20 protein-coding genes are annotated in these 22,130 nt (G+C 46.2%); 7 read left to right on the top strand and 13 right to left on the bottom strand.

Features of this window, described 5'->3' with window-relative positions; all coding sequences use genetic code 11:
• Positions 1–153 precede the first annotated feature (153 nt).
• The 3 genes from DYH48_RS12855 to DYH48_RS12845 all read right to left on the bottom strand — a co-directional run bounded on the left by DYH48_RS12855 (position 154) and on the right by DYH48_RS12845 (position 4,216).
• Positions 154–1,614 (bottom strand): carbon starvation CstA family protein, encoded by a 1,461-nt coding sequence (locus tag DYH48_RS12855; RefSeq protein WP_071938973.1) that lies wholly within the window; start codon positions 1,612–1,614, stop codon positions 154–156.
• A gap of 197 nt (positions 1,615–1,811) precedes the next feature.
• The gene (gene btsR, locus DYH48_RS12850) at positions 1,812–2,522 is read right to left on the bottom strand and encodes a two-component system response regulator BtsR (protein ID WP_006081188.1); all 711 of its coding nucleotides are present in this window, start codon (positions 2,520–2,522) and stop codon (positions 1,812–1,814) included.
• A complete protein-coding gene (locus tag DYH48_RS12845) occupies positions 2,519–4,216 on the bottom strand; it encodes a sensor histidine kinase (protein WP_115334994.1) in 1,698 nt (565 codons plus the stop codon). The genes btsR and DYH48_RS12845 overlap by 4 nt, the downstream gene beginning before the upstream one ends.
• 128 nt (positions 4,217–4,344) lie before the next feature.
• Here DYH48_RS12845 and DYH48_RS12840 point away from each other — a divergent pair, with 128 nt between their 5' ends.
• Complete coding sequence (locus DYH48_RS12840; RefSeq protein WP_115334993.1) at positions 4,345–4,587, top strand: YecH family metal-binding protein; 243 nt, start codon at positions 4,345–4,347, stop codon at positions 4,585–4,587.
• A 305-nt stretch (positions 4,588–4,892) separates the two neighbouring features.
• Here DYH48_RS12840 and DYH48_RS12835 read toward each other — a convergent pair whose 3' ends face one another.
• From DYH48_RS12835 to DYH48_RS12810, 6 genes are all read right to left on the bottom strand, one after another.
• On the bottom strand, positions 4,893–5,237 hold the full coding sequence (locus tag DYH48_RS12835; protein WP_006081191.1) for a hypothetical protein: 345 nt from the start codon (positions 5,235–5,237) through the stop codon (positions 4,893–4,895).
• Positions 5,224–5,892 (bottom strand): AAA family ATPase, encoded by a 669-nt coding sequence (locus DYH48_RS12830; RefSeq protein ID WP_006087431.1) that lies wholly within the window; start codon positions 5,890–5,892, stop codon positions 5,224–5,226. The genes DYH48_RS12835 and DYH48_RS12830 overlap by 14 nt, the downstream gene beginning before the upstream one ends.
• 76 nt (positions 5,893–5,968) lie before the next feature.
• Positions 5,969–6,271 carry a PilZ domain-containing protein gene (locus DYH48_RS12825; RefSeq protein WP_071938970.1) on the bottom strand — a complete coding sequence of 101 codons (303 nt, stop codon included), beginning with the start codon at positions 6,269–6,271 and terminating at the stop codon, positions 5,969–5,971.
• Between the two features lie 158 nt (positions 6,272–6,429).
• Positions 6,430–6,834: a phosphate-starvation-inducible protein PsiE gene (locus tag DYH48_RS12820; protein ID WP_006081194.1), complete on the bottom strand. Its 405-nt coding sequence runs from the start codon at positions 6,832–6,834 to the stop codon at positions 6,430–6,432.
• A gap of 138 nt (positions 6,835–6,972) precedes the next feature.
• Positions 6,973–8,145: an NnrS family protein gene (locus DYH48_RS12815; protein ID WP_115334992.1), complete on the bottom strand. Its 1,173-nt coding sequence runs from the start codon at positions 8,143–8,145 to the stop codon at positions 6,973–6,975.
• Between the two features lie 353 nt (positions 8,146–8,498).
• Positions 8,499–9,008, bottom strand: coding sequence for a DUF2062 domain-containing protein (locus tag DYH48_RS12810; RefSeq protein WP_006087434.1), 510 nt, complete (start codon positions 9,006–9,008; stop codon positions 8,499–8,501).
• 32 nt (positions 9,009–9,040) lie between these two features.
• On the opposite strand from DYH48_RS12810, the gene DYH48_RS12805 reads away from it, so the two are divergent.
• From DYH48_RS12805 to DYH48_RS12790, 4 genes are read left to right on the top strand one after another with little or no spacing between them, the layout of a single operon-like run.
• Positions 9,041–11,392 (top strand): DNA internalization-related competence protein ComEC/Rec2, encoded by a 2,352-nt coding sequence (locus DYH48_RS12805; RefSeq protein WP_115334991.1) that lies wholly within the window; start codon positions 9,041–9,043, stop codon positions 11,390–11,392.
• A 32-nt stretch (positions 11,393–11,424) separates the two neighbouring features.
• Complete coding sequence (gene msbA / locus DYH48_RS12800) at positions 11,425–13,233, top strand: lipid A export permease/ATP-binding protein MsbA (protein WP_006081198.1); 1,809 nt, start codon at positions 11,425–11,427, stop codon at positions 13,231–13,233.
• Positions 13,234–14,253: a tetraacyldisaccharide 4'-kinase gene (gene lpxK, locus DYH48_RS12795; protein ID WP_115334990.1), complete on the top strand. Its 1,020-nt coding sequence runs from the start codon at positions 13,234–13,236 to the stop codon at positions 14,251–14,253.
• Positions 14,240–14,419 (top strand): Trm112 family protein, encoded by a 180-nt coding sequence (locus tag DYH48_RS12790; protein WP_115334989.1) that lies wholly within the window; start codon positions 14,240–14,242, stop codon positions 14,417–14,419. The genes lpxK and DYH48_RS12790 overlap by 14 nt, the downstream gene beginning before the upstream one ends.
• 179 nt (positions 14,420–14,598) lie before the next feature.
• Here DYH48_RS12790 and DYH48_RS12785 read toward each other — a convergent pair whose 3' ends face one another.
• A complete protein-coding gene (locus DYH48_RS12785) occupies positions 14,599–15,057 on the bottom strand; it encodes a hypothetical protein (RefSeq protein WP_115334988.1) in 459 nt (152 codons plus the stop codon).
• A gap of 132 nt (positions 15,058–15,189) precedes the next feature.
• Between DYH48_RS12785 and DYH48_RS12780 the strand changes: the two genes are divergently transcribed.
• Positions 15,190–15,879 (top strand): energy-coupling factor ABC transporter permease, encoded by a 690-nt coding sequence (locus DYH48_RS12780; RefSeq protein ID WP_115334987.1) that lies wholly within the window; start codon positions 15,190–15,192, stop codon positions 15,877–15,879.
• Between the two features lie 182 nt (positions 15,880–16,061).
• Here DYH48_RS12780 and DYH48_RS12775 read toward each other — a convergent pair whose 3' ends face one another.
• The 3 genes from DYH48_RS12775 to DYH48_RS12765 all read right to left on the bottom strand — a co-directional run bounded on the left by DYH48_RS12775 (position 16,062) and on the right by DYH48_RS12765 (position 20,884).
• Positions 16,062–16,418, bottom strand: coding sequence for a glutathione S-transferase N-terminal domain-containing protein (locus DYH48_RS12775; protein ID WP_006081203.1), 357 nt, complete (start codon positions 16,416–16,418; stop codon positions 16,062–16,064).
• A gap of 360 nt (positions 16,419–16,778) precedes the next feature.
• A complete protein-coding gene (locus DYH48_RS12770) occupies positions 16,779–20,249 on the bottom strand; it encodes a DUF748 domain-containing protein (protein WP_115334986.1) in 3,471 nt (1,156 codons plus the stop codon).
• A 254-nt stretch (positions 20,250–20,503) separates the two neighbouring features.
• The gene (locus tag DYH48_RS12765) at positions 20,504–20,884 is read right to left on the bottom strand and encodes a VOC family protein (protein ID WP_115334985.1); all 381 of its coding nucleotides are present in this window, start codon (positions 20,882–20,884) and stop codon (positions 20,504–20,506) included.
• A 496-nt stretch (positions 20,885–21,380) separates the two neighbouring features.
• Between DYH48_RS12765 and DYH48_RS12760 the strand changes: the two genes are divergently transcribed.
• Complete coding sequence (locus tag DYH48_RS12760; RefSeq protein WP_037391578.1) at positions 21,381–22,085, top strand: DUF445 domain-containing protein; 705 nt, start codon at positions 21,381–21,383, stop codon at positions 22,083–22,085.
• The last annotated feature ends 45 nt before the right edge of the window (positions 22,086–22,130 follow it).

Genomic DNA, 22,130 nt, shown 5'->3' with positions numbered 1-22,130 from the left:
AGTTTTGTATGCCTGATACAGTGTGCAATGGTATCGAGTCAAGCCTGAATACCTTGCTCGCTCACACCAGAGTCTGCAGTTATTGATGGAGCAGTATGAGCAAAACAGGCGCAATAAAGCGCCTGTTTTAGCTTGGTCATTTGGACTATTTTGTTAGTCTTTGACTATTTCTTTAAGCTCAGTTTCTACTGGTAAGTCAATCTCACCTTTACCTTTGGTTTTAACAATCAACAGCGCTGTAATCACTAAGGTGGTGACCACGCCCGCTATGGTTGATACCGTCATAGGTAAGCCTGCACCTAAGGTTGACGAGTTCAGCAGGAAGGTGATGACCACTGTGGTCATAAACATCGCTGGAATAGTCGCAATCCAATGCAGTTTGTTATGGCGTAACAGGTAAGCCGAAGCTGTCCACAGCATTAATACCGCGGTGGTTTGGTTTGCTACACCGAAGTAGCGCCAAATGACACCAAAATCCACTTGAGTCAACATACCGCCGATAACAAACAGTGGGAGTGCTAACACTAAGCGTTTTGGTAGTGAGATTTGTGGCATGTTGAAAAATTCAGCCAGAATCAAACGCGCAGAGCGGAAAGCCGTATCACCTGAAGTAATCGGCAGGATAATCACACCTAGGATAGCCATAAAGCCACCGACAGCGCCTAACAGACCAGTAGAAGCCTCATAGACCACGTTGGCAGGGTTGCCTGACATGCCCGCACTTAAGCCTTCAACACCGCCGAAGTATGACAATGCAATCGCACACCAAAGCAGTGCAATAATGCCTTCGCCAATCATGGCGCCAAAGAAGACGAAGCGACCATTGGTTTCGTTTTCAACGCAGCGTGCCATTAATGGTGATTGCGTTGCATGGAAACCTGATACCGCGCCACAGGCGATGGTGATGAACAGCGCAGGCCAAAGTGGCATGTCATTTGGATTTAAGTTTTGGAAGAAATCGCCCGCTTGTACGTTCGGCAGTAAGGTGTGCTCGCTTGATAGGATAATCGCGAAAGCCAGACCGAACGACATGAAGAACAGTAAAGCGCCAAAGAAGGGGTAAAGACGACCGATAATCTTATCGACAGGCACCACAGTTGCGATCAGGTAGTAGACGAAGATAATGCCTACGAAGATACTGACATCCCAACCGGTAAGCTTGCCCAGTAAACCTGCAGGCGCAGAGATAAAGACCACACCAACCAGCAATAACAGCACGATAGCAAACACGTTCATGAAGTGTTTGGCACTCTTTCCTAAATATTTACCCGCAAGGTTTGGCACAGATTGGCCGCCGTTGCGCACTGACAACATGCCAGAGAAGTAGTCATGCACGGCACCCGCAAAGATACAGCCAACCACAATCCACAACATGGCCGCAGGACCATAGAGTGCACCTAAGATAGGACCAAAGATTGGGCCTACGCCTGCGATGTTTAATAATTGAATTAAATAGACTTTGCCTTTAGACATAGGCACAAAGTCGACGCCATCAGTTTGAGCGAAAGCGGGTGTTTGACGATTAGCGTTAATGCCGAAGACTTTCTCGACAAAGGCGCCATAGATAAAGTAGCCGCCGATCAGCAGACCGACACAGAGTAGGAACCACATCATTTTTGTTATCTCCCCATTTGAGTTCTGGCGAGTGTAAACAAGTTGTTGATATAAAACTTCGCAATCTCAATGAGTGGTCGAAAATGCAGGGTGAGCGGTAATAGGTGGGCTTGAGTGGTTGCAATCGTATGTTAACGGCGGGTGTTGTTGGCCATCTTGTGACTAAAAATACCCGCTAAGATGGCTTTTTGCTTGAGTTATTGGAAGCCGAACAGCTGTTTAAGGCTCTTAAGATAACGCCGTGAGACGGGCACTTTATCCCCTGAGTGGGTGGTGACTTCGGCGCCCGTGTCTAACAGCTCAATTTCGGCAATCGCCTTAGGTGAAATCAAATACTGACGATGGCAGCGCACCAGTGGGGTTTTTTCTTCAAACACTTTTAAGGTCAATTGGGTATGGACTTTGCCTTTCGTACTGGCCACATGGATGCCGCTTAAATCACTGAACACATATTCCACATCTTGGATTGCAATCACCTTGAGTTTATTGCCGCTGTAACAGGGAATATGTTCCAGACGCTTTGGGGTAATGGGATCCATGATTTGAGGCGTCAGATTTTTACGCACCCGAGTGAGGGTTTTACTGAGTCTCTCGGCATCTATCGGTTTAAGCAAATAATCGAAGGCATGGTTATCGAAGGCCTTGACGGCAAACTCGTCGTAAGCGGTAACAAACACAATTTTCGGCATGTTATCAGGGTCGAGCATAGCGATAAGTTCCATGCCCGAAATGCGCGGCATTTGGATATCGAGAAAAATTAACTGAGGTTTTTCTTTGGCTATGCTTTGTAACGCCTCGATGGCATTAGCGCATTGACCAACAATTTCAATGTCGTGTTCTTGCCCCAAAAGATCGGCTAATTCTTCACGAGCAAACAGTTCATCATCAACAATTAAACAAGTGATCACGTGCGGGTGTCCATATTGGATATCTCAGGGTTTTCTATAGGTAATCTTATGGTGACACGAGTCAATTCATCGGCTTCGCATTCCACAGTAACACCATATTGTTCGCCAAAAATATTTTGAATGCGTTTATGCACTAAGTTCATCCCTAGGCCTTCAGAGCCCTCAACGGGCTGATATAATCCGGCATTGTCTGTGACTTCTAATTCCAACACATGATTTTCAAGCTTGCCCGTCACTTTGATCTGCCCTTGCTCTATCATGTGCGAAGTGCCGTGCTTTACCGCATTCTCAATAATCGGCTGCAGGGTAAAGGCCGGTACTTTGCAGTGGTAGAGTGATTCAGGTATCGCGATACTGACTTGTAATTTATCAATAAAACGCGCTTTTTCAATGGTGAGATAGGACGCGATGTGATCTAGCTCATCCCCAAGCGTCACTAAGCCTGTTGTTCGCTTTAAATTGATCCGTAAAAACTGAGATAACTGCTGCAGCAACTGCTTAGACATATCGGGATCGCGCTTGATAATCGCGCTAATGGTATTGAGTGCATTGAATAGAAAGTGCGGATTGACCTGCGCTTGCAGTAATTTCAATTCGGCTTGAGTCAGCAGATTTTGCTGTTGCTCAAACCGGCCATAAAGTATTTGGTTGGATAACAGACGGGCAATACCTTCACCTAAGGTGCGGTTAATATTCAAAAAAAGCTTATTTTTCGGCTCATAGAGTTTAATAGTGCCAATGACTTCGGTATCACTGCGCAGCGGGATCACCAGACTCGACCCTAAACGACAATTACTTGAAATAGAACATGAGTAGGGCATTTCAACGCCATCGGCGAACATGACTTTATTTTGATTAATCGCCTCTAAGGTGATCTTGGAAGAAATTGGCGTGCCAGGCAGATGATGATCGGCACCTATGCCAATAAAAGCCAACAGTTTTTCCCTGTCGGTGATGGCCACTGCGCCTACATTGGTTTCTTCTATGACGATTTTGGCGACACGGCTGCTGCTTTCTTCGTTAAATCCTTTGGATAGGAGTCCGACACTGCGTTCGGCTATCTTTAATGCTTTAGTTGAAAAACTGGAGGAAAGTTTATCGAACATAGTTTTTTGGTCGCGGATCATGCTCATAAAGAGTGCCGCTCCTACGGAATTGACTAACAACATGGGCGGCGCGATTTGGCGCACTAATTCCCACGCATCATCGAAGGGGCGGGCGACCAGTAAGATGATGCTCATTTGCATCATTTCGGCATAAAAAGTCACTAGGCAAACGAGTAATGGATTGTAGATAAGCTCACTTTTACCCGCACGTCTTAAGTAGAAGCTTATCATCCCTGCGGATAAGCCTTCTAAGGTGGTGGAAATGGCGCAGGCTATTTCAGTAAAGCCGCCCATACTGTAGCGGTGAAGGCCACCTGTTAGTCCTACCAGAAAACCAGTAACGGGTCCGCCTAATAACCCACCTAACACAGCGCCCATAGCACGGGTGTTGGCAATCGCGCCTGATGTTTGCTCACCAAAATAGGTGGCCATGATGCAGAAACTTGAAAAAATCAGATACATAAAAATCTTATGTGGCAGACGCGGGGAGGTTTCGGCAAACAGTTTAAACAGCGGCGTTTTACTGACTAAGTAAACGATCACTAAGTACAGCGACATCTGTTGGGTCAATAATAGGATTAAAGACATAATGGCTCACATTATCGTCACAGATGTCAGCGCAGTGGTATCAATTAGAAAGTCTGTGCGCGAGATCAGGGTTCAAATTCTACCGTTAGGATATAAAGAACAATAATATTGCATCTTTAGGAGGACATATGTCCAATTCTGTTCACGGTCATGATGTTATGGCGCTGATGGTAGCGCAAGGGGCCGCTATTATAAAGCCTGAATTATTATGCCTTATGGGACAAAAGTTTGGCTTTGCGGCTCGATACCATACGTGTAGTGCCGCCGATCTTAGTGCTGAAGCATTGATTCAGTTACTCATAGGTAAAGGTAAGTTTCACGAAACGCCCCAAGGCATTGAACTGGCCGCTGGGAGAACGTGTGAGCACTAACCTATTGTGGCCCTAAATATTTTGACGATGGCGTAACAGTCATAAGAGAGCGTAACAGTAATACGAGATTGTAATCAGAGTGTGGTAATCGTTTGACCATAGTTCGACACCTAGCGAGACTGATTTTACTGATTGGGTTTATCACCTTAGAAGCTTAAGCGAGAAGTACCAGTATTAGGTTTAAGCCTAAGTTTCCCAAGTTTCTTGAGGTGCAGCTATCTTGATGTTTAGCTATCTTGAGTTTGAGCTTAAGGCAGCTTGGAGCTCAGGATTCTAAAAGCTCTGATTCCTTGAATCCCTGAAACTTAGGTTTCGTCGTGGCGTTTATTGGCAATTTGGTCCTGCTGAGCGGGGGTGAGTTGGCTAAACTCATGGATCAAAATACGCAGTAAGCGAGATTTTGCAATGCTGGTGGATTTCGATAGGGAATCGAGCTGAGCAATACTCTTCTCTGTCAGGGTAAAGGTAGCGTGGCGATAAATCTTAGTCGACTTTTTATCTAAGCCCTTAACTATCGCTTGAGTCTGAGCCGCGGCTAATAAACTCGCCTTACCTAAGGCGTAGTTATTGGCATCTTCAATGAAATCATCGACAGAAACCGGCTTGATGATTTGCTTCGGTTTCTTACGTTTAAGATCAGTTAAGCTCATAGCTATTTTCTGGTGGCATGGCGAATAACTCATCCGTTATGGCGCGGATCTCATCGGCTGCTTTACCATCGGGTTCGATTTCAACCACAGAGGAGCCTTTTTCTTCACTGTCATCATAAATATTTCGACAAAAGGTGACAGAATTCAACACCCTTAACCCAAAGGACTGCACTACATCTTTGGCTTCTAAAATACGTTTAAATTGTGTGGGAAGCGCAGGGCATTGGGTTAGCACTATAGTGGCGATCATTTTAGGATTTACCATCTTACAAGTGCTGAGCATGTCTTCCATGTGGGGTAATGTCTTAAGATCGCGTCTTTTAGGTCTGAGGGGAATGACAACATAGGTGGCTACTGACATGGCTGCGCGCATGGCTAAGTTATCCTGACCACCACAGTCTACAATCACGTAATCAAAACGCTCATTGAGGCTGAGTAAATCATTGCGAATTTTACCATAAAGCTGAATGCAGTTAATGCTGGGCAGACTGGGATCATTATTTCTTGCTTGGATCCAATCTGAAGTGGTGCGCTGGGGATCACAATCGACCATGAGGACGTTTGCTTGAAATTTTTGCTTAATATAAACGGCAAGATTTTGAGCGAGACAACTTTTTCCGCTACCACCTTTTTCACCACCTACCAGCAAGATCATAGTGACGCCCCTTCATGAATCGTTCAATTCATTGAGTGTAGAACAGACCCATTAAACCTGCGAAATTTAAGTTAAATTAAAGCAGTTGCATGGCTATGTGGTAGCTTTGGTCGTGGCATTTTGCGCAGCGGCAAACTTGTCCTTTGACGGTATTTTGTTGTGTGGTATCGGGATTAAAGGTCACTTCGATGAGTTCGCCCAGTGCAAAGGGACGTTTATAATCGAATAAAATACCGCGTCTTGCTAAGTCAATACACACGCCTTCATCGGATTGCTTCATGCCTTGCGCGTCGACCCAATGTAAGGCGACACGCTCCGCTTCCATGTCCACTCGCAGTGATGTGCGTTTTTCTTCAAAACCAGTAGTATGGTCACCCATAACTCAATTGCCCCGTAAATTATTGATCTCAGTAAAACTAGCATAATTGCTTTTTGGCAGAATACCAATGTGAAAGCTAGGTCTTTGATAATAGTTTTAAAACGAGGACAGCAGGCGCCATTGAATAAGCCTTCAATAGCACCAACTCAGGTGCTTGATTAATTGTCGTATTCTTGGTTTTTAGGATAGGGCATTTTTAACTGACCCCAACGAATGACGATCACAGTTGCCGCTAAAATTAACGTTGACAGTGATATCGCGGCAATACGCCAATCTTCCATACTCTTCATATCTAAAATGAGATACCGAGCCAAGGCCACAATCGCAATATAAAGCGGCATACGCACGGGTAATTTACCGGATTCGTAGTAGTTCGCCACCATGGCTAAGACTTCTAAGAAAATGAATAACAGGAGTAAATCGGCTAGTGCGACCATACGGACAGATACAATATGCACAATTTCTTGGCCTATCGCGACGATAGTAGCAATAGCGATAACAAACAGGACTAAGTGTTCTACGGCTTTGAGGCTCTTAGAACCATATTGGTGATAAAATGGCATGGGCATTCCCTACTTGATGTTTTTATAAATAGTAACAGTAAAAATCAGCTTATAGGGAAAAGCTAGCCGCCGCTGTGTGACTTAATTCACAGATATGTTTAATCCTAAATGCAGCGCAAAGATCAGTGTCAGTATGTTCTAACCGGGGCGACCATCGATTCTGGCTTGGCACAACATAGGTCCATAGCTGATGCAGAAAAAGCCAAAGGCGATGACCCAAGATGTAATGGCGGCGAGTAGTAATGATGCTGACCATAGCGGGATAACTCCTGCCAATACTCGAAACACTGCCGCGAGCAGGATTAACCCAAAGGCATACTTCATTATGCTTGGCGGTTGCAGGGTGCGGCCGGTATGGCCTAATGAAACCCGCGCCATCATAGCTAAAATCATCCCAGCTAAACCGCCAACCGTTATCGCGTGCATGCCAACGGATAAGGGGAGTCCAAAGGCAATAAGCGCTAAACCGAGTGGAATACACACATAACTGAGATGCAGTGACCAGAGTAAGGGAACGCGCCAGCAGGAATACCAGCCCCAGCGATGCCAGCGCAGCAATAAAACTAGACTCGCAATCCCAGCCATACTGCGAAGCAATATTTGCTCTTGCAGGATTAAGCTAATAACTAATCCAAAGAGGCTGATAAAGCTCAGCCATTCGAGCACTGGCAGCGCAGTTTTACGCTGCCATTGGGTTGCGCGCTCGGTGAAAAAAGGGATCACTCGGCCGCCTAAAAGTGCGACTATGATGCTGATTAACACAACCGCGCCATATAAGCCTATGTTTATCCATTCAAATTGATTTGTTAAAACGCCGTAGTAACTCAGCGCATTCATTAGGGTGAGTAAGGTGAGAATGGGGATAAACACAAAGTTTCGCCATTGACGAACGCGGATCACTGCTTGGGCGAGTATTAACGCCGTTAGCGGCAAAAACAGTAAGTCGATAAACATGATCAGTGTAAAGGGAATCGCTAGCGGCATTAGCAATAACAGCCTTGGCAATAACCACACACTGAATAACCCCAACAACCCAACACCTTTAATCCCAGCTTGGCCCGTCCAGTTTTGCACCGCAGTTAATAAAAAGCCCGCGACGACGGCGCAGACAAATCCGAAAATCATTTCGTGACCGTGCCACCAAAGTGGATTAACGGATTGCGGCAACAGATTGATCCCTGAAAGGAATCCTCCCCAGATCCCTAATGCCAATACGCTGAATAAACTCGCAAACAGGAAAAAAGGCCGAAAGCCTAATCTGAATAAGGCGATTCGTGGTTGTAAATGTGCGGGCTCATCAATGTTCAACATAACTGGCTCTTGAGTATCTGACTAAATCTGTCAGATATTTTAAGCTGCAATTAAAATGAATGTATATATCTCGATATGAGTATTCCTCGTGCTGCGTCTGTTTAAGACGCAAACTTAGTCTGCACAGATGGCGCAATCTTACATGAGAAGCGACAAAATCTAGCGTTGCAGGAGTGAGAACGGCGGACGTTAAAACGACAGGATGTAAAGCAAGCGCAAGCCAATAGATTGCAATGCACATTAGACTATGAAGGACAAAGGATAAGCTAAGATATTGATCCGCTTATACAGTTGCTTAGGTTAACTAGCCTTCGGCTAAAACTGCATCAGCATAAGCGGTGGGAAAGGCGAGCTTATTTATTCTTACGTTTTTGCCACTTAAACATAATGGAATATTTCCACAGATTGTTAATTAGCAAATAGCCCACAGCGGAAAAAATCACCCCGAGAACAAGGCATCCCAGTAAAAACGCCGGACCTATGGTGGCAAGGGAGGCTTCAATCCATTGCCAACTGGCTTCGAAGGCAAAATCTTGCGGCGCATGGCCGAGTATCTTAGCGCCGAGTAAATACGCGCCATAAAACATCACTGGCATAGTTAAGGGATTGGTTATCCAGACTAATGCGACAGAAACGGGAATATTAACGTTAAATAGAATGGCAAAAGCCGCAGCCACTACCATCTGAAATGGCATAGGGATCCAGGCGACAAATAATCCCACGGCGAATGCGCCAGGGGCGGATTTGCGATTTAGCGCCCACAAATTGGGATTATGTAATAAGCGTCCGAACATGCGTAAGTGTTTATGCTCACGCAAGGTTTCAGGCTTAGGCATAAATCTTTTGATTAATTTTTTTGGCATAGGCTGAAATTGCTGTCTTAACTTAATTCACTATGAATCGATTCATGTTTGGCTTTAGTGCCATCTTGTTATCAGCGATGTTGTGGCCTTCGCTGCCGCCAGTCAGTTATATACCCTACCTTGCTGTTGGGGCGTTAATTTTATACCGAAAAATCCCTGTCTGCGCAGGTGGACTCTTTGCAATGGCATGGCTAACTGGTTTTTGCTTAGGATTATCTAGGCAGGATCTTCCAGTGTTACAACAACCTATACAGGTTAGGGGCGAAATCATATCACTAGTTAGTCGAAACAGCGACTGGCTAAGTTTGGATATATCGGTCATTAAACCAAATTTAATCTTAGGGCCAAATGCAAAATTGCGACTCACGTGGAAAGATCCGCCAGAAGTCGATGTCGGGCAGGTTTGGCAGTTTACCTTGATGCCTAAGAGTATTGCTAGCGTGTTAAATCAAGGTGGCTACAACGAACAGAAGCAATTAATCAGCCAACATGTTGTCGGTAAAGGGCGAGTGATAGAGGCGCAGTTACTTGCGGTTTCACCTTCACTGCGTAACGAGCTGATAAGCGCATTGACGCCTGAATTAGCCTCTTTGCCGCAAGGAGATATTCTACTCGCCTTACTTTTGGGTGATAAGCAGTTGATCTCGAAAGTGCGTTGGCAAGCATTACGACAGACAGGTACGGGTCATTTAGTGGCGATATCCGGTTTGCATCTTTCGGTCATAGCAGCATGGATTTACACATGCCTTTTGTTTGGCTTAAGTCGCTTAGTGCCACATCAGAGTCGGCGTAATATCACCATTGCCTTAGTCGCCGCGGGCATAGGCGCCGCATTTTATGCTTATCTTGCGGGCTTTGGCATTTCGACGCAGCGTGCATTAGTGATGATTCTGCTGTTAATGCTGTTGAGTTTATTAAAGCGCTTTTCTACGGCGTGGGAGCGCTTATTATTCGCCCTGTTCATTGTATTACTGCTTGATCCACTCGCTTGTTTAAGTGCGGGATTTTGGCTGTCTTTTTGTGCCTTAGGCATCATCTTATACACCTTAGAAATCCAACCAAGGGCATTTACCCCTGCGTCCACTCGAAGGGCGCGTTTACGCACAGGGATGATGCAGTTTTGGGCTATCCAATGGCGCTTAAGTCTCGGGCTTGGATTACTGCAAGCGGCACTCTTTGGCGGCGTGAGCGTACACAGTCTGTGGATGAACATCTTGGCCGTGCCTTGGTTTAGCTTTGTAGTGATCCCCTTAGCCATGGCGGGATTTGTCTGCTGGTGGCTTGGGACGGCTTTGGGATTATCTCACTTCGGACTCTCTTCGCTTGGAGTACTGCGCCTCAGTGATTGGAGTTTATCGCCCTATGCTCAGTTGCTCGACATCAGTCAGCAATTACCTGCCCATTGGTTAGCACTCTCTGACAGCTTATTAGCCTTAGGATTCTACGCGCTCGTTGGTGGTGTTTTATGGCGCTATGTGCCTAAGCATAAAAACTATATTGCTTGGTTAAGCCTCTTGAGTTTGCTGTTTATGCCTGCGTTACTTTTTTGTATGACGCTATGGTCTCCCGTTCAAACCCATCGATGGACCATGCATTTACTTGATGTGGGCCAAGGTTTAGCCGTGGTGATTGAAAAGAATGGCAAGGGGTTTATCTATGACACGGGCGCCGCCTTTGGTGATGATTTCAGTTATGCGGAGCGGGTGATATTGCCCTTCCTAAAAGCCAAAGGCATCCAAGAGATTGATTATATTGTTATCAGCCATAGCGATAACGATCATGCTGGCGGTGCGCCTGTCTTGATGGAGGCTTATCCCAAGGCATTGGTGATCACTGATGTGGCAGGCTTTAGCGGCCAAGATTGCCGCCCAAGGCAGATTCAATGGCAAGGATTGCGCCTTAACTTACTCTCGCCGCCTCAAGTGCTGGCGGGCAATAATGGCTCTTGTGTGGTGCGCATTGATGATGGCCTGCAGAGTCTGCTGCTCACCGGGGACATTGAAAAACAAACCGAAGCGGCACTATTACGTAGTGAGTTAAGTGTGAGCGGTGATCTAAGTGACCTAAACGAGTTACAAAGCGACGTGCTGGTGGCGCCGCACCATGGCAGTAAAACCTCGTCGACTGAGGACTTTATCGATGCCGTTGCCCCTAAGTTAGTGCTGTTTCCGGCGGGTTTTGCTAATCGCTATGGTTTTCCAAAAACCACAGTGGTTGAGCGGTATCAGCGGCGAGAGATTAGGAGCCTGACCACAGGGACAGAAGGGCAGATTAGTGTGATTTTTCAGCAGTCTGAGTTAGAGGTAAAGACCTATCGTGGTGATTTAGCGCCATTTTGGTACAACTCTCTGTTTAGATTTGGTGACTTGATTAATCCAGAGTAGAATGCCTACTTTGCCATAATTTAGTGTTATCAATGACAACATCTCCTAAAGACGAAATGTGGACAGTTTTCAAACGATTACTGGGCTATATAAAACAGATGAAAGGCATGTTTATGCTTTCAGTTGCGGGATTAATTATTTATGGTCTCGTCGATGCCGCCTTTATCGCTTTCATCGGCCCCTTTATTGATAAGGGTTTTTCCGGCGGCGCACCCGCTGCGGTCACCAATGGCATAGCATTGCCAACCAGTGAAGGTTTCCACGCGAATAACGACGTGCTAATGATGGCGCCGCTTGTGGTTATCGTCATGTTTTCCCTGCGCGGTTTTGCCAACTTTGTCTCGACCTACGGCATTTCATACATGAGTGCGCGTTTGATCATGGACATGCGTCAGCAAGTGTTTGAGCATTATCTGAGTCTGCCTGTCAGTTACATGGACAAGGAAAATACCGGTAACTTGATTTCAAAAGTCACCTTCGATACTGAGCAAATCGCCAGAGCATCGGGAAGTGCTTTGATTTCTATCGTCCGCGACAGTGTGACTGTGTTTGGTATGCTGGCGCTGATGTTCTATAACTCTTGGAAGTTATCCCTGTGTATCTTAGTGATCGGGCCGATTATGGGCATGGTCATTGCTGTGGTCAGCCGTCGTTTCCGTAAGGTTTCTAAGCAAATTCAAACCGCCATGGGCGGCGTGAGTGCCACGACTGAGCAAATGATTAAGGGCCATAAAAACGTGTTGGCCTTTGGTGGACAAGAAACTGAAGCCACCCGTTTTGCTAAAGTGAACGATCAAAACCGCCATCAAAATATGAAGTTAGCTGTGGCGCAAGCCATTAGCCAGCCGTTGATCATGATTATCGGCTCATTCGCCTTGGCCTTTGTGCTCTATGCGGCAAGTTTAGACAGCATGAAAGCCGATCTCACCGCCGGTACCTTCGCGACAATTCTTGGCGCTATGATGGCCATGTTGCAACCCATTAAAAACTTAACCCGAGTGAACGCCGAATTCCAACGGGGTATTGCAGCTTGTACCACAGTGTTTGAATTACTGGATACGCTGCCAGAATCCGACACCGGCACTTATACCGTTGAGCGCGCTAAGGGTCATTTACGTTTCGATAAGGTCTGTTTTACCTATGACAGCCAAGACCGCCGAGCGCTAGAAGATGTTGATTTTGAAGTTAAACCCGGGCAAACCTTAGCACTAGTCGGCCGTTCTGGTTCAGGCAAGTCGACTATCGCCAGTCTAGTGACACGTTTTTATACGGGGCTCGAATCCGGCGATATTCTGCTTGATGATGTCAGCATTTACGATTACTCGCTAAAATCGCTGCGTAATCAAGTGGCTCTGGTATCGCAGCAGGTGACCTTATTCAACGATACGATTGCTAACAACATCGCCTACGCCTATCCGGGTGAAGCGACGCGTGAGCAGATTATTGAAGCGGCGACCTTAGCCTATGCGATGGAGTTTATTGACCAGTTGCCCCAAGGCCTTGATACCCAAGTAGGGGAAAATGGCGTGTTATTGTCCGGTGGCCAAAGACAGCGGATTGCGATTGCGCGCGCTATGTTGCGTGATGCGCCTGTATTGATCCTCGATGAAGCGACCTCTGCGCTGGATACTGAGTCAGAAAAAGCGATTCAGAAAGGCTTAGACAACCTCAGACAAAACCGTACCTCAGTAGTGATCGCCCACAGGTTGTCGACTATCGAGAGTGCCGATCAAATTTTAGTGGTGGATCAGGGACGTATCGTCGAGCGCGGGACGCACCAATCACTATTGGAATTAAATGGCATGTACGCCAAATTGTACCAAATGCAATTCGGTAGCTAGATGCAGGCCTTAGTGAATAAAATTTGGTATCAGGGTCATCCACTGCGATGGCTCTTGTTACCTTTATCTTGGCTATTCGCGGTTATCACTTATGTGCGCCGCGCCTTGTTTCGCCTCGGGATCAAATCACAAACGGCAATGCCTGTGCCTGTCATCGTTGTCGGTAATATTACCGTCGGCGGCAGCGGTAAGACGCCAACCGTGATTTATCTGATTGAGCTACTGCGCCAGCATGGGTTTACACCCGGTGTGATCAGTCGTGGTTACGGCGTTGATATTCAAGGCGTTAAAACGGTTAATTTAGGTGCGAGTGCAGCAGAGGTGGGTGATGAACCGGCCATGATAGTGGCGCGCACTCAAGTGCCTATGGTAGTTGGCGCTAAACGCGTCGATGCCGCCAATGCACTGATTGCTGAGTTTGGTGTCGATGTTATCATCTGCGACGATGGGTTGCAGCACTATGCGCTGGGGCGCGATATCGAGCTGGTGGTGATTGATGGTCAACGCGGTTTAGGTAATGGCTTGTTGTTACCGGCAGGTCCGCTGCGTGAAGGCGCGTGGCGTCTCGATGCCGTGGATTTTATCGTCAATAATGGCGGCCCCGCAGCAAAAGGGCAGTTCGAAATGCAACTGGCTCCTACGGAAGTGAAGCCCGTTAAATGCGATTCGACCTTCGGTGAGTACAGTTTCGATAAATCTCAGCCGCTGGTTGCGATGGCGGGTATTGGTAACCCTGCGCGTTTCTTTGAATCGCTGCGCGCCCAAGGTTATCAACTGGCGCTATGTCAGGGTTTTGATGACCATCAGCCCTACGATAAAACCCAATTACGTGATTTAGCCCAAGACTTGCCGCTGTTGATGACAGAAAAAGATGCGGTTAAATGTCGCGATTTTGCACAAGAGAACTGGTGGTATTTGGCGGTCAATGCCAAGCTATCCCCACAATTTGATGAGCAGCTGCTCGCACGTCTTCGCGAGGTGGCTGCAGCTAAACAAGGAAACTTCCATGGCATTCGATAAAAAATTGTTAGATATAGTGGCTTGCCCTGTGTGTAAGGGAAAACTTGAGTACGATAAAACGACGCAGCAGTTGATTTGTAAGGCAGATAAGCTGGCCTATCCGATCACTGAAGGTATCCCTGTGTTATTAGAAAATCGTGCTGTGCCACTGACTGAATTAGTCTAGTGTGATGTGAATGCGCGTATTGCCTAATACGCGCATACTTACCTTTTTGAGCTTCTCTTATTATTGTTTTCGCTATTTTTAGCCGATTAACAGTGCTTCTCCAATCTTGCGTCTTTTCGATGCTCAGAGCTTAGCCATGCAAATTTGAGTTACTCAAACCTTCACTAATAGTTCACAAATTAGTTCACAAATTTCTGTTTATCGGCATTGGTCGCGCCTTCTTGGCATTCACCACGAATTTCGCCTCGCCCGGGTTCGATAATCCGACTCAATTCGATATAACCTTCGCGGCAATAACCTGTCATTTCAAGGGTTTTCGTTAAACCTAATTCGACTTGTCGTCCCCAAACTTCTAATGAGTCCTGTAGATCTTGCATCGCGCGACGTTGTTCTCGGGGATCTTGCATGCTACGCACGCGGGCATCGTGCGGGAAAGGGCGGTCTGCATCACCCATATTAGATTTATCATCGACCAGCCGCGCTGTGTAGCTGAAGAGTTTAAGGCCATCGGCTTTAATGTCTGTGGTTAACTTATCCCGTAATTTTCCGGCAAGTTCGCTAGGATCGATGGGGGCACTGCTGCAGGCGATAAGTGAGAAACAACTTAAGATGGCAAGGCTGAGGTATTGAAGCGGCATAATCAAATTTAACTCTTAGGTTATTAACTGACAGCAGAATACCTTAATATGACCCTAAAGTTCATGGATTTATGGCATCTTGATGGACTGAGTGTGACTCTATTGGCGCAATGGATTAAGGATGGGCGATTAATGTTGGCGTTTTGGTCGAATAAATGGGCGCAAATCGAGTGGGATATGAGCCTGACTCAAGGCATATGCCTTATGCTCTTGGCGTTATGGATATATGCGATATGGCCAAAAGAAGAGTTAGCGCAGATCCGGCGGGATAAAAATCTGCAGTTACGCTTGTTACTGACGCTGGTGGGCGTTAATGCGCTGTGGTCGTTAAATGCCAGTATTCAAACTGGGTTGCATCTGCATTTTCTGGGAATAGTGACCTGTATGCTGATGTTCGGTTGGCGTCTTGCGACCGTGGCATTACTGTTGCCAAGCGCTTTTTTTAGTCTTTTTGTACTAAAACAGCCCGCTGATTTTGGGGCTTTTAGTCTATTCGCCATGGCTGTGCCGCTGTTCCTGTGTTTTGTTTTATACAGTCGCAGTTACCATTTATTTCCTAAACACATTTTTGTGTTTATCTTCGTCGGCGGTTTTATCAATGCGGGCCTTTCAACTGTGTTTCATCAAATGAGTTGGGCGATGTGGTTATGGTCTGCAGCGGATTACGATTGGAATGTGCTAGTGGATGACTACTTGATGCTAATCCCTTTGCTGGCGTTCCCCGAGGCATTGCTTAATGGTATGGCGGTAACGCTATTGGTTGTATATCAACCCCAGTGGTTATTTGATTATTCTGACCGTGAATATTTGTGGCGTAAGTAGATGTGATAAAAGAATGCGATAAAACAACGCCATAAAAGAACTGCACCCGAAACCTTGGTATTTCAACGGAAAACCCATTGTAAAGTTCATTGGGAAGTCCATTGAAAAGTCGATTAAACAGTTCATTAAAAAGGCACTGGGCGCACTTATTTGGATATTTACACAGACAGTTGCACCGCGATTTAGGCGAAGCGTTGGTCTAAGTAGTTAATGATTTCTTTAGATTCATACAACCACTGTACTTGGCCGTTTTCTTCAATGCGCAGACAAGGCACTTGCTGTTTGCCACCTTGGGCGACGAGCTCATCTTTGTGTGGCGCTTTTTTAGCGTCGTGGGTCACTATGTTGAGTCCCTGACGGCGCATTGCACGGCGGACTTTTACGCAAAATGGGCAAGCTGGATATTGATACAGGGCCAATGCTTGAGTTTGAGTATCAATCTGTTGTTGCTCTGCCAGTGGACGTTGGCGCTTTTTAGGGCTAAATACGAAGTTTAAAAACAGAATGATCCTGCCTAAAATCCAGCGAATGATAAACATGTCAGTGACCTCAATGATAATGTGTGTTGAAAAGTGATTCGTGTGTCAATGGCGCCGTCGCAAATGCGCGACGAAACTGAGATTTAGCGATTCGTGCGTGCGATCCCAGTTGCATAAAGGCCGCAGAGTGTAACCTATGGCACAAAGCGCGGCCAACATTTTAGTGTGGATTAACAGGTAGAAGATTCTTTGGTGACAAGGACAGCGTTTTCGCTTAACGGTAACAATTAGATATGCGCTTAGCTATACATTGAGGCATGCTCTTCACCATAAGAAAGAAGCCCGCTAAAGCTGAGCTTTAGCGGGCTTCTTTTATCGTAAACACAGCAACATTAACCCATTGCTTGAGTTATTGCGCCTCTATTGCACATCTATGGTAAGGCTCACTTGGGCCACATTCTGGGTCAAACTCACTCGGCTTTCGAGCAAGAAGATCCGCTCTGGGGCAATCTCTTTCACGTCCACAAGGTAAGCTTTAACGGCTTTAGCTCTTTCTTGGGCCAAATTACCCAACATACCATCATTAACATTCTGTGCTTTTACCGACAGATTATATAAAGCGATATGCCAGCGGGTAGTAATTTCGTCATCGGAAAGCTGCGCGTCTTTGGCCTCTGCGATTACTGTGTCTTTTATTTGGACCGGATCGGCTTTAACTTCCTGCTCATAGAGCTTCACTAGCGCATCGGCGAGCGGCCCTTGGGTCGGGAATTGGCTTGGACTTAAATCATTAGGTAACGCACTGAACTCGATATTGGCTAACTTAGCCAATTTACGCTTCATGATGCGCTCAGCAATGGCTTGGCTGTCATTGATGGCATCGACTTCCCCTTCAACGCTGAGCTTAAGCATAGGTCTGTCGAGTAAGGCGCTGGCGAGTTTGTCTAAACTTTTCTGCTCATCTTCACTTAGGCTGAATTGACCAGCGGCAAAGCTGATTTTGTCTAAGGTTTCGTCTGAACCTATCAGCCCCGCTAGGAAAGTGAAGGGTGCAGTGACGGCTTTAGTGATCACATTGGTAATCGCCGTCATTATGATGCTGCCGACACTAAAGCTGGGTGAGTCTAAATCGCCTGAGACCTCCATACCTAAATCAATCACGCCGTTACGGTCCTGTAGCAGCGCAATGGCGAGCGTGATAGGTAAGCTAGTGGCAAGGTCACTGTTACTGGGTTTACCGAGTTTCAGTTGATCTATGACTAGATGGTTATTGCCCTTGAGCTTGTTCTGATCGAGTTTGTAGTTCAGCGACAGTGATAACTGTCCCTTATCTATGTAGTAACCCGCATAGGTGCCTGAGTAAGGATTGACTGAGGTTAGCTCAACACTTTTGAAGACCAAATCGAGATCTAAATATGGCATGTCTAACAAAGGGTTAATATCGCCTTTTAGGGTTACAGGCGCGTACTTGTCTATCTTACCTTTGATATCGACCGAGGCTTTAGTGCCTGGCGTTGACGACAGGTGAGTGATATTGCCTTCAAGCAGCTCAATTCCCGAAGCAAAATTCGGAGTCAGTGAGTTATCGGCAAAGTAAGCCGAGCCTTGGCTGAAGCTAATTTTTTGAATATCTAGGCTCAGCTCAGGCGTTGCTGACTTGCTCGCCATTTGTGGCTCGGTTGCGGTTTGCTTAGCAGGGGGCGTGCTGTTCGTTGTCGCACTATTCGTTACTGAAGCTGCAATAGGCGCTTCGACGATAAGGTCGCTGATATTGGTGCTTCTATCTTTAGCGATCACCACTTTGGCGTAGGGTTGGCTAAAGGCTAAGTGATCGATTTTGATTTGATTTTTTTGTTGGTCAAAATCGAGCTGATTGATATTCATCTTTTGCCATTTGACCAGCGGGGCATTACGCAATTTGTCATGAATGGCTAAATCATCGAGCTCAACACTGCCGCCGTAAATGGCTTTGCCCTTGGCATCAGCCGTGAGCTTGCCTGCAGAGCTTAATAAACCACTCTTGAGCTGGATATTCACGTAGGGCGCGAGATACGGTTGGAACTGGATTAACGCGAGCTTATCGAGTTGAATATCGGCATCTATCGCTTCGCCTGTCACATCGACCTGGCCTTGAGAGCTTAAAGTACCTTTGTCATTAATGCTGAGTTGCAGCGCATAATCAATCGGCTCGGCCAAGGTGCTGGTGATAGTTTTTGTTGAAAAGTTAAGCGGATACACACGCCATTGCTGCGGTGTCTCAGTTAACTTTTGCTCCGACAGATTAAGATCGTAGTTTTCAATATTGAGCGCATCGAGTTGCACGAACCAAGTGTCTGTTGACGCCGTTACTGGCGCTTGCTTGATTGGCTGTAGAGGAGTTGCCTCAGAAGCGACTTCTGCAGTGGCTTCATGAGTGGCATCAGCTGTGATGTTTGCGGCGGCCTCAGTATTTTGCTCCGTTTTATTGTTCTCGCTGGCTGTGGCTAATTCGCTTTTTGTTGGTTTGTCTGCGGTCTCGCTTGCATTAGTTGCCGTCTCAGCTATTTGAGGCTTTTCTTCCACTTGCGCGACTTGTACGCTCTCAACATTTTTGGCCTCTAGTGGCTTAGCATCTGCCGGTTTAGTTTCTATCGACTTAGCATCTATCGGCTTAGCATCTATGGAATTAGCAACTAGCGGCGCTGCACTTGTAGACGCACTGGCGGATTTAGGCATGAACAAGCTGGCGAGATCGAGTCCATCTTGATTCAAAATGGCGTTTACAGTGAGGCCATCACTGTGAAGCTTATTGATATGCACTTGCTGTTGCTTTAGATCCATCGAAATACCGTCGAGGGCAAAGATTGGCAGCTTAACCACTGAGCGTTCTTGGTCGTTAAAATTCAGTTTTTCAACAATAAACTGGCCATTGTTACTGGTGATTTGTAGCTCGCCATTCTCGGCAAGATCCACTTGATACTGAGTCTTGGCACTGATCTCGCCATCGGTAAGTGCTGGCTTAAATTGATCGTCGATAAATCGCCACAGGGGTGTCAGTTTCAGTTTGGCGATGTGGACGTCACCCGCAACTTTTAGTGGGAACAGTTGGAATTGCCCCTGCAAACTGATTTCACCAGCATGATCATCACTGAGTTGTATCGCATAGTGATTGTGCTGGATTGGCATAACTTGGGAGCCAGAGCCAGTGTCGGAGGCTGCTTGGGCGTTTGGTGTCGGGTTGGCTCCAGTCTTATTTGCTTTTGTGGCTGGTGCTACTGAGGCCGACAATGCCGACATCAAATATTCAGTATCGAGCTGACTGAGTTTTAAATTGATATTAGGATAATTAACTTGAGCATGGGTAATTTTGTCATCGAAGTTAAATTGCCCTGCATCTAATACAAATTGGCTGAGCAGGACACGAACGGGGGCGCTGGCTTCTGCGGGTGTTGTTTCTGTGCTCGCGGATGAATGCTCGTTCAAGGTCTGCAGAATATCGTCGAAGTTGAATCCAGCTTTGCCTTTTTTCTCCACGCGGATGATGTGTGCGTAGGGCGCTTGTATGTGTATGTTTTCGATAACGGCGGCGCGATTAAAAACAGATTGCCAAAAGTTCACTTCGAATTGGACTTGCGCTAAGCCTGCAAACGGTTTTTCGTCTTTTTCTTTAATGGCCAGTTGGTCGATTTCGACTTTGAAATTAAAGGGATTGATGCGGATATCCCCGAGGGTGACGGGACGGCCGAGTAAAGCAGAGAGTTTTTCGGGTGCCAGCGTGGTTATTGCATAGGGCAGGATTAAGCCTAATGTGCAGACATAGCTAAGGTAGACGGCGGTGAGGTAAACAAGCACACGCAGGTACCTTGGGAGAGCAAAAAAAGTGTGTTTGAATTGCGATAGCTGGATCAGCATTAATATCAAGGCTCCAATGCATAAGACAGGGAAAAACTGCCATAAGTGCGAACATTCTAGCGATTAACGCTAATGTTTCCAGAGATTATTTATATTTTATCAATGAAATCTTGGCATTACCCGACGACAACCTATTCTGAACCCAGTCGTTGCTGAATGACAACCAATCTCCTACATTGATAGCTACATCTGTATCAACCTGTGGCGTATCCCTTGAGTCGAAATTCATCATCATGTTCAGGTCAGTTTTTACATCAGCGTTTTAAATAGCTAATGGCCGCAATAATGGCGCCCTGTGGGTCTTTTATCCAACAAAAACGGCCCACCTCTGGAATGTCTTCAGGGCCAAACAGAATGTCACCGCCGAGTTTTTTGGCACTGATAGCCACTTGATCCACATCGTTAACGGTAATATAGCCTGTCCAATGTGAGGGAAGGGTGGGGATTAAACTGTCGGTAATTCCGCCAATGCTGATGCCTTGGTTTTCAATAATGTGATAGTGACCGTGGGGCAATTTAACGGTTTTAAAATGCCAGCCAAAAATTTCAGCATAGAAGCGCATGGCCTCTTCGGTATTATTGGTTGTGAGTTCATGCCAACTTAACGCCCCTGCAGTGTTAAAAGCCGATTCCATAAGCGCATCCCTAATTTATTGTGGTTAACTTTTGTATTTGAGCCGATGTTCAGTGGCTGTGTTTAAGGCCCGTATTTAAGGCTTGTGTTGAAGGCCTTTATTCAAGACTTGTGTTTAAGCCCTGAATTCTGAGTTTGTATGTTAGAAACCCTATTTCGGGTTTCTAACCCAAATTGAGTGTAGTTGAGGCCAGTTGATAATTCACAGGCAGTAAATTAAAATTTCTGCATTTTTGAGCTTGGTGAGCATTAAATTAACTTAATGTTCTACAAGGGGATTCACTTATTTTGCATAGGACTATCGGCCGTTAGCGGCTCTGTGACGTTGCGGCTTTGGCGATGAGCTGGATGCAGCTTGTCGCGCCAAGACTTAGCACTGAAAACAGATTTGGAAATGGGTTCGTTTACTGTGGTTTGAGTGTTAGACCTGACTCCCGTTAACTTGTTAATATAGGCCAGTTTTGCATCTTATCGATGCCACCTTAGGGGATACGAGATTGAATAAGAGTTTAGTAACAAATTTATTGGCGGCTGCTTTAGTGGTTGTGGGTTACCTGATGCATTCGGCAATTGTCCTGAATGTCGGATTGTTTGCCTTATCGGGTGCGATTACCAACTGGGTTGCGGTTTATATGTTGTTTGAGAAAGTCCCCGGACTCTATGGCTCGGGAGTCGTGCCTTCTCGTTTCGAAGAGTTTAAGGCGGGCATTGCTCATCTGATGATGAAGCAGTTTTTTACCACAGAAAATATCGACCGATTCCTATCTGAAAAAGAAGGGCTGAGTAAAATAGACTTGGCCCCCGTGATTGAGAAGGTCGATTTAGCGCCTTCTTTCGATGCCTTAATTAGCACAGTCGCGCAATCTTCCTTTGGCGGCATGTTGTCTATGTTCGGCGGTACGGATGCGTTATTACCGCTAAAAGAGCCGTTTATTGTGAAGATGAAAGCCTCTTTAGTTGAAATGGCGCAAAGTGATGCATTCCACGAGCTGTTGAAACAAGAAATCGAACAGCCAAATGTGATGGCCGATCTGCAAACTAAAATTGCCAATATAGTGGAACAAAGGTTAAACGAGCTGACACCGCAAATGGTGAAACAAATCGTTCAGGACATGATCCAAACGCATTTAGGTTGGTTAGTGATCTGGGGCGGGGTGTTTGGTGGTCTGATTGGACTTGTCGCAGCCTTAATCCAAGGTTAACCTGAGTTAAAGCCGCGAATGGAATGGGAGCTTTGGCTCCCATTT

It is taken from the genome of Shewanella baltica, assembly GCF_900456975.1.
GTDB classification, from domain to species: Bacteria; Pseudomonadota; Gammaproteobacteria; order Enterobacterales; family Shewanellaceae; genus Shewanella; species Shewanella baltica.
Note: the sequence above shows the minus strand (reverse complement) of the source record. Positions and strands in the feature narration are given on the sequence as shown.

Bases quoted from the DNA above. Each gene is read 5' to 3' on its own strand.
- DYH48_RS12855 (WP_071938973.1), bottom strand. From the start codon at position 1,614: ATGATGTGGTTCCTACTCTGTGTCGGTCTGCTGATCGGCGGCTACTTT.
- DYH48_RS12845 (WP_115334994.1), bottom strand. From the start codon at position 4,216: ATGTCTTTAATCCTATTATTGACCCAACAGATGTCGCTGTACTTAGTG.
- DYH48_RS12840 (WP_115334993.1), top strand. From the start codon at position 4,345: ATGTCCAATTCTGTTCACGGTCATGATGTTATGGCGCTGATGGTAGCG.
- DYH48_RS12835 (WP_006081191.1), bottom strand. From the start codon at position 5,237: ATGAGCTTAACTGATCTTAAACGTAAGAAACCGAAGCAAATCATCAAG.
- DYH48_RS12830 (WP_006087431.1), bottom strand. From the start codon at position 5,892: ATGATCTTGCTGGTAGGTGGTGAAAAAGGTGGTAGCGGAAAAAGTTGT.
- DYH48_RS12825 (WP_071938970.1), bottom strand. From the start codon at position 6,271: ATGGGTGACCATACTACTGGTTTTGAAGAAAAACGCACATCACTGCGA.
- DYH48_RS12820 (WP_006081194.1), bottom strand. From the start codon at position 6,834: ATGCCATTTTATCACCAATATGGTTCTAAGAGCCTCAAAGCCGTAGAA.
- DYH48_RS12815 (WP_115334992.1), bottom strand. From the start codon at position 8,145: ATGTTGAACATTGATGAGCCCGCACATTTACAACCACGAATCGCCTTA.
- DYH48_RS12810 (WP_006087434.1), bottom strand. From the start codon at position 9,008: ATGCCAAAAAAATTAATCAAAAGATTTATGCCTAAGCCTGAAACCTTG.
- DYH48_RS12805 (WP_115334991.1), top strand. From the start codon at position 9,041: ATGAATCGATTCATGTTTGGCTTTAGTGCCATCTTGTTATCAGCGATG.
- msbA (WP_006081198.1), top strand. From the start codon at position 11,425: ATGACAACATCTCCTAAAGACGAAATGTGGACAGTTTTCAAACGATTA.
- lpxK (WP_115334990.1), top strand. From the start codon at position 13,234: ATGCAGGCCTTAGTGAATAAAATTTGGTATCAGGGTCATCCACTGCGA.
- DYH48_RS12790 (WP_115334989.1), top strand. From the start codon at position 14,240: ATGGCATTCGATAAAAAATTGTTAGATATAGTGGCTTGCCCTGTGTGT.
- DYH48_RS12785 (WP_115334988.1), bottom strand. From the start codon at position 15,057: ATGCCGCTTCAATACCTCAGCCTTGCCATCTTAAGTTGTTTCTCACTT.
- DYH48_RS12780 (WP_115334987.1), top strand. From the start codon at position 15,190: ATGTTGGCGTTTTGGTCGAATAAATGGGCGCAAATCGAGTGGGATATG.
- DYH48_RS12775 (WP_006081203.1), bottom strand. From the start codon at position 16,418: ATGTTTATCATTCGCTGGATTTTAGGCAGGATCATTCTGTTTTTAAAC.
- DYH48_RS12770 (WP_115334986.1), bottom strand. From the start codon at position 20,249: ATGCTGATCCAGCTATCGCAATTCAAACACACTTTTTTTGCTCTCCCA.
- DYH48_RS12765 (WP_115334985.1), bottom strand. From the start codon at position 20,884: ATGGAATCGGCTTTTAACACTGCAGGGGCGTTAAGTTGGCATGAACTC.